Raw genomic sequence first — 14,571 nt, 5'->3', positions numbered from 1 at the left:
TTGCGTGGATTCGTCATCCGTTGCGTGGATTCGTTTACGTGCCCCACGCACGTCCTGTCCTCATGACTCACAGACGTGGGTCAAAGGTTGCACGGCCCCCGGCAGCCGCGCTGTCCACGAGGTGGTGGCGTGCCACGTCTCCGGTCCTGTGAGTCCGCGTCAGTCCGCGTCCGCGAGGTGAGTCGGTGCGAACATGCGCAGCACCGCCGGGAGGACGACCACCGAAGGGCCCGGCTCGGCGAGGGCCTTCGCCAGGTCCTCCTGAAGGGTCTCGGGGGTCGTACGGACACCCGGGACACCGAACGACTCCGCCAGGGCCACGTAGTCGGGGCGGGCCAGTTCCGTCGCCGTGGCCTGACCGAAGGCGTCCGTCATGTACTCACGCAGGATGCCGTAGCCGCCGTCGTCGACGATCAGCCAGGTCACGTTCAGGCCGTACTGCCGTGCGGTCGCCAGCTCGGCGATCGAGTACAGCGCACCGCCGTCACCCGAGACCGCCAGGACCGGGCGCGTGGGGTCGGCCGCGGCGGCACCGAGCGCGGCCGGGAAGCCGTAGCCGAGGCCGCCCGCGCCCTGAGCCGAGTGCATCGTGTTCGTCCCGCGCGGATCGAACGCCGACCACGCCCAGTACGCCAGGATCGTCATGTCCCAGAAGGACGGGGAGTCGGCGGGCAGGGCGCGCCGCACCGACGCCAGCAGCTGCTGTTCCAGGGTCAGTTCCTGGGACGCGATCCGGTCGGCGACCCGCGCGAGCAGCGCCCGTACGCGCTCCGGGGCCGTGCCGTCCTCCCGTACGGGCACCGTCTCCAGCAGCGCCTGCAACGCCAGGCGCGCGTCCGCGTGGATGCCCAGGGCGGGGTGGTTGGACTCCAGCTTGCCCAGGTCCGCCTCGATCTGGACGACCCGGCCGCGGGGCCTGAACGTGTGGTAGTTCGACGACAGTTCGCCCAGGCCCGAGCCGACCACCAGCAGGACGTCCGCGTCCTCGAGGAAGTCCGTGGTGTGGCGGTCCTCCAGCCAGGACTGGAGGGAGAGCGGGTGCTCCCAGGGGAAGGCACCCTTGCCGCCGAAGGTGGTGACGACGGGGGCGTTCAGTTTCTCGGCGAGCTGCAGGAGTTTGCCCGCCGCGTCCGCCCGGACCACTCCCCCGCCCGCGATGATCGCCGGGCGGGACGCCTTCGACAGCAGGTCGGCGGCGACCGCGGTCAGCTCGGGGCGCGGGGCCAGGTCCTCCGGCGTCGCGTCCACCGCCGTCACCACGGGCAGGCTCGTCTCCGCGAGCAGCACGTCCTGGGGGATCTCCACCCACACCGGCCCATGCGGAGCCGTCAGTGCCGACTTCCACGCCGCCGCGATCGCCGACGGGATCTGCGACTGCGTGCGCACCGTGTGGACCGACTTGACCACGCCCCGGAACGAGGCCGCCTGGTCGGGGAGTTCATGCAGATAGCCATGGCGGCCGCCGCCCAGACCGGCGGTCGGGATCTGGCTGCTGATGGCCAGGACCGGAGCCGAGGCGGCCGCCGCCTCCTGGAGTGCGGCCAGGGACGTCAGCGCACCCGGGCCGGTGGAGAGGAGGAGCGGGGCGGCCTCTCCGGTGACCCGGCCGTACGCGTCCGCGGCGAAGCCCGCGTTGTTCTCCACCCGCAGACCGACATACCGCAGATCGGAGCGGCGCAGCGCGTCGAACATGCCGAGGGCGTGCTGGCCGGGCAGCCCGAAGACGGTGGTGGCGCCCAGCCCGGCCAGGGTCTCCACGACCAGGTCTCCGCCGTTGCGGCCGGAGGGAGGATTCAGCGCGGCCTCGGTCTGCGCCTGCGTCGGACGGAGGACCAGGTCGTGGTCGTGGGTCACTTGCTCTCGGTCTCCTCACCGGCGCGGGCGGCCGCGATCTGACGGGTCATGATGGTCGTCAGTTCGTAGGCGGTGTGAGAGGCGGCCACCGAGGTGATCTCCGCGTGGTCGTAGGCGGGCGCCACCTCGACGACGTCCGCGGAGACGAGGTTGCACGAGGCGAGGCCGCGCAGGATCTCCAGGAGCTCGCGCGAGGTCATGCCGCCGGCCTCGGGGGTGCCGGTGCCGGGGGCGTGCGCCGGGTCGAGGCAGTCGATGTCGATGGAGATGTACAGCGGGCGGTCGCCGATGCGCTGGCGCAGCTGGTCGGCGACCTCGTCCGCGCCGCGCCGGTAGATGTCGGCGGAGGTGACGATGCCGAAGCCCATCTTCTCGTCGTCGGTGAGGTCCTGCTTGCCGTACAGCGGGCCGCGGGTGCCGACGTGGGAGAGCGCGGAGGTGTCGAGGATGCCCTCCTCGACGGCGCGGCGGAACGGGGTGCCGTGGGTGTACTCGGCGCCGAAGTAGGTGTCCCAGGTGTCGAGGTGGGCGTCGAAGTGGAGCAGGGCGACCGGGCCGTGCTTCTTGGCGACGCTCCTCAGCAGGGGCAGCGCGATCGTGTGGTCGCCGCCGAGGGTCATCAGGCGGGCGCCCGTGCCGAGCAGCTCGTCGGCGGCGGCCTCGACGGTCTCCACGGCCTCGTTGATGTTGAACGGGTTCACGGCGATGTCGCCGCCGTCCGCGACCTGCGCGAGGGCGAAGGGGGAGGCGTCCTGCGCCGGGTTGTACGGGCGCAGCAGGCGGGACGCCTCACGGATGGCATTGCCGCCGAAGCGGGCGCCGGGGCGGTAGGAGACGCCCGAGTCGAAGGGCACACCGACCACCGCGACGTCCGCGGTGCCGACCTCGTCGAGGCGGGGCAGCCGGGCGAAGGTCGCGGGGCCCGCGTACCGCGGGATGCGGGACGAGTCGACGGGTCCGCGGGGTCGGCCCGCGCCTGCTGCGGGGTTCTCGGTGGTGCTCATCGTCGGACTCCTCCGGGTCATGCGTGTTTCCTACAGTGTCGCGGACCCCGAGGCGGGGTCCGCACGGTCCGGCCGCCGCGCGGCGGCCGGACCGAAGCATCCGGCGCTAGGCGCCCACCGCCGCGGGCTCCTCCGCGGCCGGCGCGCCGCGGCCCGCGAGCCGCTCGCGCCAGGCGGCCAGCACGGCCTCGTCGGTCGGCTTCGTCACCAGCGACACCACGACGTACGCCACCAGCGAGGCCAGCAGGCCGTAGTAGACGGGCTCGTTGGCGAGGATGCCGTAGGACGCCATCAGGGCGATGACGGCGAGACCGCCCACGGAGACCGAGGCGAGCGCGCCCTGCACGGTGCCGCGCTTCCACAGCAGTCCGCCCAGGATCGGGACCAGCAGTCCGCCGACGAGCAGGTTGTAGGCGACGGTCAGCGCCTCGACCACGTTGTTCAGCGCGATGGCCGTACCGATCACGGCGACCCCCATGAGCAGGATGAAGACGCGGTTGCCCTTGACCTCGTCGTGCGCGCCCTCGCTGCGCCGCACCGCACCGCGCAGTCGCGACCAGATGTCGTTGTTGGCGACGGTCGCACACGCGATGAGGGCACCGGAAGACGTCGACATCACCGCGGCGAGGGCAGCGGCCAGAACCAACCCCCGCACGCCGACGGGGAGTTCCTGCTTGACGATGGTCGCGAACGCGTCGTCCGGGCTGTCCAGCTTGGGGAAGAGCACCTTGGCGGCGGTGCCGATGACGGCGCCGGCGAGCGCGTACGCCAGGCAGTAGGTGCCGGCGACCGTGCCGCCCCACTTGGCCGTCTTGTCGCTGCGGGCGGTGAACACGCGCTGCCAGATGTCCTGTCCGATCAGCATGCCGAACGTGTAGATGAGGACATAGGTGAAGATCGTCTCGCCGCCGATGCCCAGCGGGTCGAAGTACGTGGTCGGCAGCTTGGCCTTCATCTCGCTGAAGCCGCCCGCCCGGACGACCGCGATGGGGAGCAGCAGGAGCAGGACGCCGATCGTCTTCACCACGAACTGCACCATGTCGGTCAGCGTGATGGACCACATGCCGCCGAGCGTCGAGTAGGCGACGACGATGGAGCCGCCCAGGATGATCGCGACGGTCCGGTTCATGTCGAACAGGACGTCGAAGATGGTGGCGTAGGCGATGGTCGAGGTGACCGCCAGCATGAGGGTGTACGCCCACATGACCAGGCCCGAGATCACGCCGGCCCGGCCGCCGTACCTCAGATCGAGCATCTCGGAGACGGTGTAGACCTTCAGGCGGGCGATGCGCGCGGAGAAGAAGACGGACAGGGCGAGCAGGCCGAGGCCGATGGTGAACACCATCCAGGCGCCGGAGAGCCCGTACTGGTAACCGAGGCCGACACCGCCGATGGTGGACGCGCCGCCGAGGACGATCGCGGCCATGGTTCCGGAATACATGGCGGGGCCGAGGCGGCGGCCCGCGACCAGAAAGTCGCTCTTGGACCTGGCACGGCGCATGCCCCACCAGCCCATGGCCAGCATGCCGGCCAGATAGACGACGATCACTGTGTAGTCGACGGCCATGGGGCCCTCCTTCGCGCACATTCCGGTGGCGTGTCGTGCAGATACGTGGGGGTGTTTCCTGTGGACAGGGACATCGGCAGCGGATCGCGGGGACATCCGCCCGTACCCGCGGCTGCCGGTCTGGACAGACACTAAGTGGCCGGAAAGCGACTGCGAAGTGTACGTTTCATCCATCTGAACCGAGCAGGATGGAGGAACCATCCACCATGCCGGACCCGTCAGCCCCGGCCGGATCCCCGGCCGCCCCAGCGGTACCGCCCACGCCACCGGTACCGCTGACGGCCCTGCTCGCCCGGGAGGACCTGGCCCTGCGGCAGATCGCCGGGCCGACGGATCCCGGCATCGTGATCCACTGGGCGCACACATCGGAGATGGCCGACCCCTACCCGTACCTGCTGGGCGGTGAGCTGCTGCTGACGGCGGGCGTGCACGTCCCCACGGCGGCGGGCCCGGGCGGGGGGCCGGAGGAGAAGCCGAGGCTCGAGGACTACTTCGACGACTACGTCTCCCGGATCGTGGCGGCGGGCGGCGCAGCACTCGGTTTCGGCCTGGCCCCGGTGCACGACACGGTGCCGCGGGCCCTGGTGGCGGCCTGCGAACGCCACGGGCTGCCGCTGCTCGAGGTACCGCCGCAGACCACGTTCTCGGGTGTGGCGCGGGCGGTGTGGCAGCTGATGGCGCAGGCCCGCCTCGCGGAGCTGCGCCGCGTCACGGAGGCCCAGCAGAGCCTGGCCGCGGCGGCCTCCCGGACGGACCCCGTGCCCTCGGTGCTGCGCCAGCTGGCCCAGCGGCTGGCGGGCTGGTCGGTGCTCTACGGCCCGGACGGCACGCGGATCGCGGCGGCGGGGCGGGGGCCGGAGACCCAGGTGCGGGAGGCGATGGCGGAGCTGGCGCGGGTGGTGCGGCCCGCCGCGGGGGGCCGCCCGTCCCCCTCCTCGGCCACCGACGCCGTCGCCGGCACCCACCTCGCCGCCTACGCCCTCGCTCCCGGCCGGGGCTTCGTCCTCGGTGTCGCGTCCCCGCAGCGGGATCCCGGGGACCACACCATCGCCTCGGTCGCCGCGGTCCTGCTCTCCCTGCTGACCGGCGAGCACCAGAGCGGCGCGGGCGCGGCCCGCTCGTCGGCGCTGGTACGGCTGCTGCTGGGTGCCGCCCCGGAGTCGGTGGCGCCGCTGCTCGGGGACGGGCGGTGGTTCGTCGTGCACGCCCGCCCGGACGCCGGGGCTCCCGGGGCCGTGGAGCCGCCCCCGGGTGACTCAGGCCCGCACGACGCCGTGGCCGCCTCCGCCCTCGGCGCCGCGCTCGGATCCCCGCTCATCGACCTCGGCGACGGGGCTGTACGGGTCCTCGTCCCCGCCGACCGGGAACCGGCCCCGCTGCCGGGCTGGACCCTGGGTGTGAGCGCCGCCGTCTCCCCGGGCGACTGGGCCGCGGCCGACGCCCAGGCGGCCCGGGCCCTGGCCCGCGCCCGCGCGACCCGCGCCGAGCTGGTACGCCACGGGGAGCACACGGGCCTGGCCGACCTGGTCCCGGCCGCTCAGGCCGAGCTGCACGCCCGCACCCTGCTCGCGCCGATCACCGAAACGCCCGCTCTCGTCGAGACCCTGCACACCTGGCTCTCCCTGCACGGCAGCTGGGACCGCACGGCGGTCGCCCTGTCGGTCCACCGCAACACCGTGCGACAGCGCATCACCCGGTGTACGGCGCTGCTGGACGCCGACCTGGACGACCCGGACGTACGGATGGAACTGTGGTTCGCGTTGCGGCAGATCGGGCAGCGCTTAGAGGCCGCCCCCGCCCCCGAGTGACGCACGTCCCACGCTGCGGAACAGCGGCCGGCCCGGCGGAGCACGACGGCAGAATGGGTGCCATGCCGATACCCGGGACCCCAAGCCGCGCCGAGCTCGTCGACCACCTCGTACGGACCCGTATCGCGGGCGACGTCGCCACGCCCCGTGAGAACAACCTCTCCCACTACCGCAAGCTCGCGAACGGCGACCGCTCCTTCTGGCTCGGCCTGGAACTGGAGGACCGCTGGAGCGACGAGCAGGACGTGCTCGCGGTCATGGCGGAGCGCTGCGGGGTGAACGACGACCCCGAGTACCGCTACGGCCAGGACACCATCGACCCGGAACTGACCGTCGACGCCCTGGAGCGCCTGGCGGCCCGGCTGCGCAAGGCCGCCGACGGCGAACAGCGCGTGCTGCTGGCCACCGGCCACCCCGGCGGGCTCCTCGACGTCCACCGGGCCACCGCGGCCGCGCTGCGCGCCGCGGGCTGCGAGATCGTCGTCATCCCGGACGGGCTCCAGACGAACGAGGGGTATGTCATGCAGTTCGCCGACGTGGCCGTGCTGGAGCACGGCGCCACGCTCTGGCACACCCACTCCGGCGAGCCGATGCGCGCGATCCTGAAGGGTCTTGAGGCGGAGGGCCGCCCGCTGCCCGATCTGGTCGTCGCCGACCACGGCTGGGCGGGCTGCGCGGGTCAACTGGGCCTCGACTCCGTCGCTTACGCCGACTGCAACGACCCGGCCCTGTTCCTGGCGGAGGCCGAGGGCACCGTCCAGGTGACGGTCCCGCTCGACGACCACGTCACCAGCCCCCGCCACTACGACCCGCTGACGGCGTACCTGCTGAACGCTGCGGGGCTGGCCTGAGCGGCCCGGAGCCGATCCGCCGCGACCGGGTCCCGCCCCGAAGGGGTGTGGCCCCGTCCCGTGGGTGCTTTACCAGGGGACGCGGACCACGCCCTCCTGGATCACCGAGATCGCCAGGCGGCCGTCCTGGGTGTAGATGCGGGCCTGGCCGAGGCCGCGGCCGCCGTACGCGGACGGGGACTCCTGGTCGTAGAGCAGCCACTCGTCGGCCCGGAAGGGGCGGTGGAACCACATGGCGTGGTCCAGGGAGGCGCCGACGACATCGCCGATGGCCCAGCCGCCGCGCCCGTGCGCGAGCAGCACCGAGTCCAGGAGCGTCATGTCGGAGACGTACGTCGCCAGGACCACGTGCAGCAGGGGGTCGTCCGCGAGCTTGCCGCTGGTGCGGAACCACACCTGGGAGTGCGGCTCGCGCGGTTCGCCGAACCTCCCGTACGGCGGCTCGTCGACGTAGCGCAGGTCGATCGCCTCGCGGGCCTCCAGGAACCGCTCCACCACCTGGGGGTCGAGGTGGTCGTAGGAGCGCAGCCGCTCCTGGGAGGTGGGCAGGGTGACCGGGTCGGGCGCGGGCGGCATCGGTGCCTGGTGGTCGAGGCCCTCCTCGTCCGTCTGGAACGACGCGGACAGCGTGAAGATCGGCTTGCCGTGCTGCACGGCCACGACCCGGCGGGTGGTGAAGGACCGGCCGTCGCGGAGGCGGTCGACGCTGTAGACGATGGGCGCGCCCGGGTCCCCCATGCGCAGGAAGTAGGCGTGGAGGGAGTGGGCGAGCCGGTCCCCGGGGACCGTGCGCCCGGCGGCGACCAGTGCCTGGGCCGCCACCTGTCCGCCGAAGACGCGGGGGACGACGGCGGACCGGGACTGGCCGCGATAGATGTTCTCCTCGATCTGCTCCAGGTCGAGGAGATCGAGGAGATCCTGTAGTGCCTGACTCATAGGCGCAGTTGTATCCGCCGGCCGGCGCCTTACAGGCCCATGTCCTTGGCGATGATCGACTTCATGATCTCGCTGGTGCCGCCGTAGATGCGGTTGACGCGGTTGTCGGCGTACAGGCGGGCGATCGGGTACTCGTTCATGAAGCCGTAGCCGCCGTGCAGCTGGAGGCAGCGGTCGATCACGCGGTGGGCGACCTCGGTGCAGAAGAGCTTGGCGGAGGCGGCCTCGGCGGGGGTCAGCTCACCGGCGTCGAGGGCCTCCGTCGCGCGGTCGGCGACGGCCTCGGCCGCGTCCACCTCGGCCTGGCAGGCGGCCAGCTCGAACTTGGTGTTCTGGAAGGCGGCGACGGGCTGGCCGAAGACGGTGCGCTGCTGGACGTACTCCTTGGCGAACCGGACGGCGGCCTTGGCCTGCGCGTAGGCGCCGTAGGCGATGCCCCAGCGCTCGGAGGCCAGGTTGTGGCCGAGGTAGTAGAAGCCCTTGTTCTCCTCGCCGAGGAGGTCCTCGACGGGCACCTTGACGTCGACGAACGCCAGCTCGGCGGTGTCGGAGGTCTTCAGGCCCAGCTTGTCCAGCTTGCGGCCGACCGAGTAGCCCTCGGCCTTGGTGTCCACGACGAAGAGGGAGATGCCGTAGCGGCGGTCCTCGGCGGTGGGCGCGGAGGTGCGCGCGCAGACGATCATGCGGTCGGCGTGCACGCCACCGGTGATGAAGGTCTTGGCACCGTTGAGGACGTAGTGCGTGCCGTCCTCGGAGAGCTTGGCGGTGGTCTTCATGCCCGCGAGGTCGGAGCCGGTGCCCGGCTCGGTCATCGCGATGGCCCACATCTCCTCGCCGGAGACGAACTTCGGCAGGTAGCGCTTCTTCTGCTCGTCGGTGGCGAGCAGCTTGATGTACGGCAGGCCGAGCAGCACATGCACGCCGGAGCCGCCGAAGGTGACGCCGGCGCGGGCGGTCTCCTCGTAGAGGACCGCCTCGAACTTGTACGAGTCGATGCCGGCGCCGCCGTACTCCTCGTCGACGCGGATGCCGAATATGCCCAGCTCGGCGAGCTTGTAGTAGAAGTCGCGCGGCGCCTGGCCGGCTGCGAGCCACTCGTCGTAGACGGGGACGACCTCGGCCTCGATGAAGGCGCGCACGGTCTCCCGGAACGCCTCGTGATCCTCGTTGAACACCGTACGGCGCACCACGCCACCTCCACCTGATCTGTCTAAGCGCTTGCTCAGACCTCACCGTACCGGCGGGTAGGAACCGTCGTCCAGAGCAACCAATGGGTAACGCTCATCACGCTTGCGGAGCAGCCGGCTCAGTCCGTACCGGCCGCCTCGAACGCGCCCCTCGCCATCCGGTGGAGCAGCTGCGCCATCGCGCCGCGCCCCGGCAGCGAGCCCGGGCGTCCCAGATGCGGCGTCGAGTTGAGCAGGCCGAACACCGAGTGCACCGCCGAGCGGGCGGTCGGCTCGGCCAGGCCGGGGTACACCTCCCGGACGATCCCCACCCACAGCTCGACGTACTGCCGCTGGAGCTGACGCACCAGCTTGCGGTCGCTGTCGCGGAGGCGGTCCAGCTCCCGGTCGTGCAGGGTGATCAGGGGACGGTCGTCGAGCGCGAAGTCGATGTGCCCCTCGATCAGCGAGTCGAGGACCGCCCCGGCGTCACGGTCCACGGAGTCCCCCTCGGCCTCGGCGACCCGCCGTCTCGCCCCGGTCAGCAGCTGCCCGCTGATACCCACGAGCAGCTCGGCGAGCATCGCGTCCTTGCCCGCGAAGTGCCGGTACAGACCGGGGCCGCTGATGCCGACCGCGGCGCCTATCTCGTCGACGCCGACGCCGTGGAAGCCGCGCTCGGCGAACAGGCGCGCGGCCTCCTTGAGGATCTGCTCGCGACGGGTGGGCGCGTCGGTTCTCGTGGCCATGAAAACGATTCTAGACAGGGAGGTTAGCGGTCGTTAACCTGAAGGAAATGCGTTAACGCTCATTAACACGGTGAGGGGACCGCAGGATGCAAGAGGCACCGGAGCTGACGAGCGCGGCAGACCCCGCGTCGGAGGCCTGGCGGGCCAACGAGGAGGCGCACCGCGCCCTGGGCGAGGAGCTGCGCGCCAAGCTGGCCGCGGCACGTCTGGGCGGCGGCGAGAAGGCACGCGCACGCCACACCGCGCGCGGCAAGCTGCTGCCGCGCGACCGCGTGGACACCCTGCTGGATCCAGGGTCGCCCTTCCTCGAACTGGCACCCCTCGCGGCCGACGGGATGTACGACGGACAGGCCCCGGCCGCCGGGGTGATCGCCGGGATCGGGCGGGTCGGCGGCCGCGAGTGCGTGATCGTCGCCAACGACGCCACGGTCAAGGGCGGCACGTACTACCCGATGACGGTGAAGAAGCACCTGCGGGCCCAGGAGGTGGCGCTCGAGAACCGCCTCCCCTGTGTGTATCTGGTCGACTCCGGGGGTGCCTTCCTGCCCATGCAGGACGAGGTGTTCCCCGACCGCGAGCACTTCGGACGGATCTTCTACAACCAGGCGCGGATGTCGGGCGCCGGGATCCCCCAGATCGCCGCCGTGCTCGGATCCTGCACGGCCGGCGGGGCCTATGTCCCGGCGATGAGCGACGAGGCCGTGATCGTGCGCAACCAGGGCACGATCTTCCTGGGCGGCCCGCCCCTGGTGAAGGCGGCCACCGGCGAGGTGGTGAGCGCCGAGGAGCTGGGCGGCGGAGAGGTCCACGCACGGGTGTCGGGCGTGACCGACCACCTGGCGGAGGACGACGCGCACGCGCTGCGGATCGTGCGGACCATCGTCTCCACGCTCCCCGCGCGCGGGGAGCTGCCCTGGGAGGTCGTCCCCTCCGTCGAGCCGAAGCTCGATCCCTCCGGGCTGTACGGGGCGGTCCCGGTCGACTCCCGCACGCCGTACGACGTCCGCGAGGTCATCGCGCGTGTGGTGGACGGCTCGCGCTTCGCCGAGTTCAAGGCGGAGTTCGGGCAGACCCTCGTCACCGGCTTCGCCCGCATCCACGGCCACCCGGTCGGGATCGTCGCGAACAACGGCATCCTGTTCTCCGAGTCCGCCCAGAAGGGCGCCCACTTCATCGAGCTGTGCGACCAGCGCGGCATCCCCCTGGTGTTCCTGCAGAACATCTCCGGCTTCATGGTCGGCCGTGACTACGAGGCGGGCGGCATCGCCAAGCACGGCGCCAAGATGGTCACGGCGGTCGCCTGCACCCGCGTGCCGAAGCTCACGGTCGTCATCGGCGGCTCGTTCGGCGCGGGCAACTACTCGATGTGCGGGCGGGCCTATTCACCGCGCTTCCTGTGGATGTGGCCGAACGCCAAGATCTCGGTGATGGGCGGCGAGCAGGCCGCATCGGTCCTCGCGACCGTCAAGCGCGACCAGTTCGAGGCGCGCGGGGAGGCCTGGCCCGCGGAGGAAGAGGAGGCCTTCAAGACGCCCATCCGCGCCCAGTACGAGCGCCAGGGCAACGCGTACTACGCGACGGCCCGACTGTGGGACGACGGTGTGATCGATCCGCTGGAGACCCGGCAGGTGCTGGGCCTGGCCCTGACGGCATGCGCCAACGCGCCCCTGGGTGAGCCCCAGTTCGGCGTCTTCAGGATGTGAGGGGGACCATGTTCGACACGGTGCTTGTGGCCAACCGGGGCGAGATCGCCGTACGCGTCATCCGCACGCTGCGGTCGATGGGCGTGCGCTCGGTGGCCGTCTTCTCCGACGCCGACGCCGACGCCCGCCACGTCCGCGAGGCCGACACGGCGGTGCGGATCGGTCCGGCGCCCGCGGCCGAGAGCTATCTCTCGGTGGAGCGGCTGCTGGAGGCCGCCGCCCGGACCGGGGCCCAGGCGGTGCACCCCGGGTACGGCTTCCTGGCGGAGAACGCCGGGTTCGCGCGGGCGTGCGCCGAGGCCGGCCTGGTCTTCATCGGTCCTCCCGCTCAGGCGATCGCCCTGATGGGCGACAAGATCCGCGCCAAGGAGACGGTGCGGACGGCCGGGGTTCCGGTCGTCCCCGGCTCCAGCGGAAGCGGCCTCACGGACGAGGAGCTGGCCGCCGCGGCTCATGAGATCGGTGTGCCGGTGCTGCTGAAGCCGAGCGCGGGCGGCGGCGGCAAGGGCATGCGGCTCGTCCGGGACCCGGCCGTGCTGGCGGACGAGATCGCCGCCGCCCGCCGGGAGGCCCGCGCCTCCTTCGGCGACGACACGCTGCTGGTCGAGCGCTGGATCGACCGCCCCCGTCATATCGAGATCCAGGTCCTGGCCGACGGGCACGGGAACGTGGTGCACCTGGGCGAGCGCGAGTGCTCCCTCCAGCGCCGCCACCAGAAGATCATCGAGGAGGCGCCCAGCGTGCTCCTCGACGAGGCCACGCGCACCGCGATGGGCGAGGCGGCGGTCCAGGCGGCCCGCTCCTGCGGCTACCGGGGCGCGGGCACGGTCGAGTTCATCGTTCCGGGCGGCGATCCCTCGTCGTATTACTTCATGGAGATGAACACCCGGCTGCAGGTGGAGCACCCGGTCACCGAACTGGTCACGGGCCTGGACCTGGTGGAGTGGCAGCTGCGGGTGGCGGCCGGAGAGCCCCTGTCCTTCGAGCAGAAGGACATCACGCTCACCGGACACGCCGTCGAGGCCCGTATCTGCGCCGAGGACCCGGCCCGCGGCTTCCTCCCGTCCGGAGGCACCGTGCTGGCGCTGCGCGAGCCGCAGGGGGACGGGGTGCGCACGGACTCGGGCCTGACCGAGGGCACCGAGGTCGGCAGCCTGTACGACCCGATGCTGTCGAAGGTCATCGCCTACGGCCCCGACCGCGCGACCGCCCTGCGGAAGCTGCGGGCGGCCCTGGCGGGGACGGTCACCCTGGGCGTGCAGACCAACGCCGGCTTCCTGCGCCGTCTGCTGGCCCATCCCGCGGTCGTGGCGGGCGACCTGGACACGGGTCTGGTGGAGCGGGTGGTGGACACGCTGGTCACCACCGAGGTACCGGAGGAGGTCTACGAGGCCGCGGCGGCCGTTCGTCTGGAGGCGCTGAAGCCGCGCGGCGCGGGCTGGACCGACCCGTTCTCCGTGCCGAGCGGCTGGCGGCTCGGCGGCGAGCCCAGGCCGGTGGCGTTCTCCCTGCGGGTGTCCGACCCCGTGGAGTACGCCCCGCGGGGCACCCACACCGTCACCGAGGACTCGGTGGCCGTCGTCCTGGACGGTGTACGCCATACCTTCCGGCGGGCCGGGGACTGGCTGGGCCGCGACGGCGACACCTGGCATGTGCGCGACCACGACCCGGTCGCCGCGTCGCTCACGAGGGCGGCCCACTCCGGCACCGAGTCGCTGACCGCGCCCATGCCCGGCACGGTGACCGTGGTCAAGGTGGCCGTCGGGGACGAGGTTGCGGCCGGGCAGAGCCTGCTGGTGGTCGAGGCGATGAAGATGGAGCACGTCATCTCCGCCCCGCACGCCGGGACCGTCACCGAACTCGACGTCACCCCCGGCACGACGGTCGCCATGGACCAGGTGCTGGCCGTGATCGCGCCACACGAGGACGACCGCGGCGACCTGGAAGGCCGCGCGAACCGCGAAGACCCCGAGGACATGGAGGCGGGGAAATGACCGCTCAGGGACTGCCCATGGCCGTGCCGTCCGAGGGCCTCCCCCCGCGGGTCAGGATCCACGAGGTGGGCGCGCGCGACGGGCTCCAGAACGAGCAGCGCACGGTCCCGACGGAGGTGAAGGCGGAGTTCATCCGCCGGCTGGCCGACGCGGGACTGTCCACCATCGAGGCCACGAGTTTCGTCCACCCCGAGTGGGTGCCCCAGCTGGCGGACGCCGAGCGGCTGTTCCCGCTGGTGAACGACCTGCCGGTGGCGCTTCCGGTCCTCGTGCCGAACGAACGCGGCCTGAACCGGGCCCTGACGCTGGGTGCCCGCCGGATCGCCGTGTTCGCCAGCGCCACCGAGTCCTTCGCCAAGGCGAACCTCAACCGCACGGTGGACGAGGCCCTGGCGATGTTCGAGCCGGTGGTCCGGCGTGCGAAAGACCAGAAGGTGCACGTCCGCGGCTATCTGTCGATGTGCTTCGGCGACCCCTGGGAGGGCCCGGTCCCCATCCATCAGGTCGTGCGCGTCAGCAAGGCGCTGATGGACATGGGCTGCGACGAGCTGAGCCTGGGCGACACGATCGGTGTGGCGACGCCGGGCCACGTCCTGAACCTGCTCTCCGAGCTGAACGAGGAGGGCGTGCCGACCAGCGCCATCGGCGTGCACTTCCACGACACCTACGGCCAGGCCCTCGCCAACACCCTGGCGGCGCTCCAGCACGGCGTGACGACGGTCGACGCCTCCGCGGGCGGTCTCGGCGGCTGCCCGTACGCCAAGTCAGCCACCGGGAACCTCGCCACCGAGGACCTGGTGTGGATGCTTCACGGCCTCGGCATCGAGACCGGGGTCGACCTCGGCCGGCTCACCGCCACGAGCGTGTGGATGGCCGCCCACCTGGACCGGCCCAGCCCGTCCCGCACCCTCCGAGCCCTCTCCCACAAGGAGTGACCCC

11 protein-coding genes are annotated in these 14,571 nt (G+C 72.0%); 5 read left to right on the top strand and 6 right to left on the bottom strand.

The window, feature by feature from the left end:
- Window positions 1–159: 159 nt before the first annotated feature.
- The 3 genes from LZ604_RS14680 to LZ604_RS14670 form a co-directional block, all read right to left on the bottom strand.
- A complete protein-coding gene (locus tag LZ604_RS14680; RefSeq protein WP_234515534.1) occupies window positions 160–1,854 on the bottom strand; it encodes a thiamine pyrophosphate-binding protein in 1,695 nt (564 codons plus the stop codon).
- Window positions 1,851–2,858: an agmatinase gene (speB, locus tag LZ604_RS14675; protein WP_234515533.1), complete on the bottom strand. Its 1,008-nt coding sequence runs from the start codon at window positions 2,856–2,858 to the stop codon at window positions 1,851–1,853. The genes LZ604_RS14680 and speB overlap by 4 nt, the downstream gene beginning before the upstream one ends.
- 106 nt (window positions 2,859–2,964) lie before the next feature.
- Window positions 2,965–4,425: a sodium:solute symporter family protein gene (locus LZ604_RS14670; RefSeq protein WP_234515532.1), complete on the bottom strand. Its 1,461-nt coding sequence runs from the start codon at window positions 4,423–4,425 to the stop codon at window positions 2,965–2,967.
- 188 nt (window positions 4,426–4,613) lie between these two features.
- Between LZ604_RS14670 and LZ604_RS14665 the strand changes: the two genes are divergently transcribed.
- Window positions 4,614–6,233, top strand: coding sequence for a PucR family transcriptional regulator (locus LZ604_RS14665; RefSeq protein WP_372482139.1), 1,620 nt, complete (start codon window positions 4,614–4,616; stop codon window positions 6,231–6,233).
- A 62-nt stretch (window positions 6,234–6,295) separates the two neighbouring features.
- Window positions 6,296–7,084 carry a phosphatase gene (locus LZ604_RS14660; RefSeq protein ID WP_234515530.1) on the top strand — a complete coding sequence of 263 codons (789 nt, stop codon included), beginning with the start codon at window positions 6,296–6,298 and terminating at the stop codon, window positions 7,082–7,084.
- Window positions 7,085–7,153: 69 nt separating this feature from the next.
- Here the strand turns inward: LZ604_RS14660 and LZ604_RS14655 are convergent, their stop codons facing one another.
- The 3 genes from LZ604_RS14655 to LZ604_RS14645 all read right to left on the bottom strand — a co-directional run bounded on the left by LZ604_RS14655 (window position 7,154) and on the right by LZ604_RS14645 (window position 9,935).
- The gene (locus LZ604_RS14655; RefSeq protein ID WP_234515529.1) at window positions 7,154–8,020 is read right to left on the bottom strand and encodes an acyl-CoA thioesterase; all 867 of its coding nucleotides are present in this window, start codon (window positions 8,018–8,020) and stop codon (window positions 7,154–7,156) included.
- 29 nt (window positions 8,021–8,049) lie between these two features.
- Window positions 8,050–9,207 carry an acyl-CoA dehydrogenase family protein gene (locus LZ604_RS14650; RefSeq protein WP_234515528.1) on the bottom strand — a complete coding sequence of 386 codons (1,158 nt, stop codon included), beginning with the start codon at window positions 9,205–9,207 and terminating at the stop codon, window positions 8,050–8,052.
- A gap of 119 nt (window positions 9,208–9,326) precedes the next feature.
- Window positions 9,327–9,935, bottom strand: a complete 609-nt coding sequence (locus tag LZ604_RS14645) for an SACE_7040 family transcriptional regulator (RefSeq protein WP_234515527.1) — start codon at window positions 9,933–9,935, stop codon at window positions 9,327–9,329.
- An 86-nt stretch (window positions 9,936–10,021) separates the two neighbouring features.
- Between LZ604_RS14645 and LZ604_RS14640 the strand changes: the two genes are divergently transcribed.
- Genes LZ604_RS14640 through LZ604_RS14630 form a run of 3 tightly spaced genes read left to right on the top strand, consistent with a single transcriptional unit; the run spans window position 10,022 to window position 14,567 of the window.
- The gene (locus LZ604_RS14640; RefSeq protein ID WP_234515526.1) at window positions 10,022–11,638 is read left to right on the top strand and encodes a carboxyl transferase domain-containing protein; all 1,617 of its coding nucleotides are present in this window, start codon (window positions 10,022–10,024) and stop codon (window positions 11,636–11,638) included.
- 8 nt (window positions 11,639–11,646) lie between these two features.
- A complete protein-coding gene (locus LZ604_RS14635) occupies window positions 11,647–13,632 on the top strand; it encodes an acetyl-CoA carboxylase biotin carboxylase subunit (RefSeq protein WP_234515525.1) in 1,986 nt (661 codons plus the stop codon).
- A complete protein-coding gene (locus tag LZ604_RS14630) occupies window positions 13,629–14,567 on the top strand; it encodes a hydroxymethylglutaryl-CoA lyase (protein WP_234515524.1) in 939 nt (312 codons plus the stop codon). The genes LZ604_RS14635 and LZ604_RS14630 overlap by 4 nt, the downstream gene beginning before the upstream one ends.
- The last annotated feature ends 4 nt before the right edge of the window (window positions 14,568–14,571 follow it).

It is taken from the genome of Streptomyces glomeratus (assembly GCF_021462825.1).
Classification (GTDB): Bacteria; Actinomycetota; Actinomycetes; order Streptomycetales; family Streptomycetaceae; genus Streptomyces; species Streptomyces glomeratus.
Note: the sequence above shows the minus strand (reverse complement) of the source record. Positions and strands in the feature narration are given on the sequence as shown.

Excerpts from the sequence above, each read along its gene's own strand:
- LZ604_RS14645 (WP_234515527.1), bottom strand. The coding sequence starts at position 9,935 with ATGGCCACGAGAACCGACGCGCCCACCCGTCGCGAGCAGATCCTCAAG.
- LZ604_RS14670 (WP_234515532.1), bottom strand. The coding sequence starts at position 4,425 with ATGGCCGTCGACTACACAGTGATCGTCGTCTATCTGGCCGGCATGCTG.
- LZ604_RS14655 (WP_234515529.1), bottom strand. The coding sequence starts at position 8,020 with ATGAGTCAGGCACTACAGGATCTCCTCGATCTCCTCGACCTGGAGCAG.
- LZ604_RS14630 (WP_234515524.1), top strand. The coding sequence starts at position 13,629 with ATGACCGCTCAGGGACTGCCCATGGCCGTGCCGTCCGAGGGCCTCCCC.
- LZ604_RS14635 (WP_234515525.1), top strand. The coding sequence starts at position 11,647 with ATGTTCGACACGGTGCTTGTGGCCAACCGGGGCGAGATCGCCGTACGC.
- LZ604_RS14665 (WP_372482139.1), top strand. The coding sequence starts at position 4,614 with ATGGAGGAACCATCCACCATGCCGGACCCGTCAGCCCCGGCCGGATCC.
- speB (WP_234515533.1), bottom strand. The coding sequence starts at position 2,858 with ATGAGCACCACCGAGAACCCCGCAGCAGGCGCGGGCCGACCCCGCGGA.
- LZ604_RS14640 (WP_234515526.1), top strand. The coding sequence starts at position 10,022 with ATGCAAGAGGCACCGGAGCTGACGAGCGCGGCAGACCCCGCGTCGGAG.
- LZ604_RS14660 (WP_234515530.1), top strand. The coding sequence starts at position 6,296 with ATGCCGATACCCGGGACCCCAAGCCGCGCCGAGCTCGTCGACCACCTC.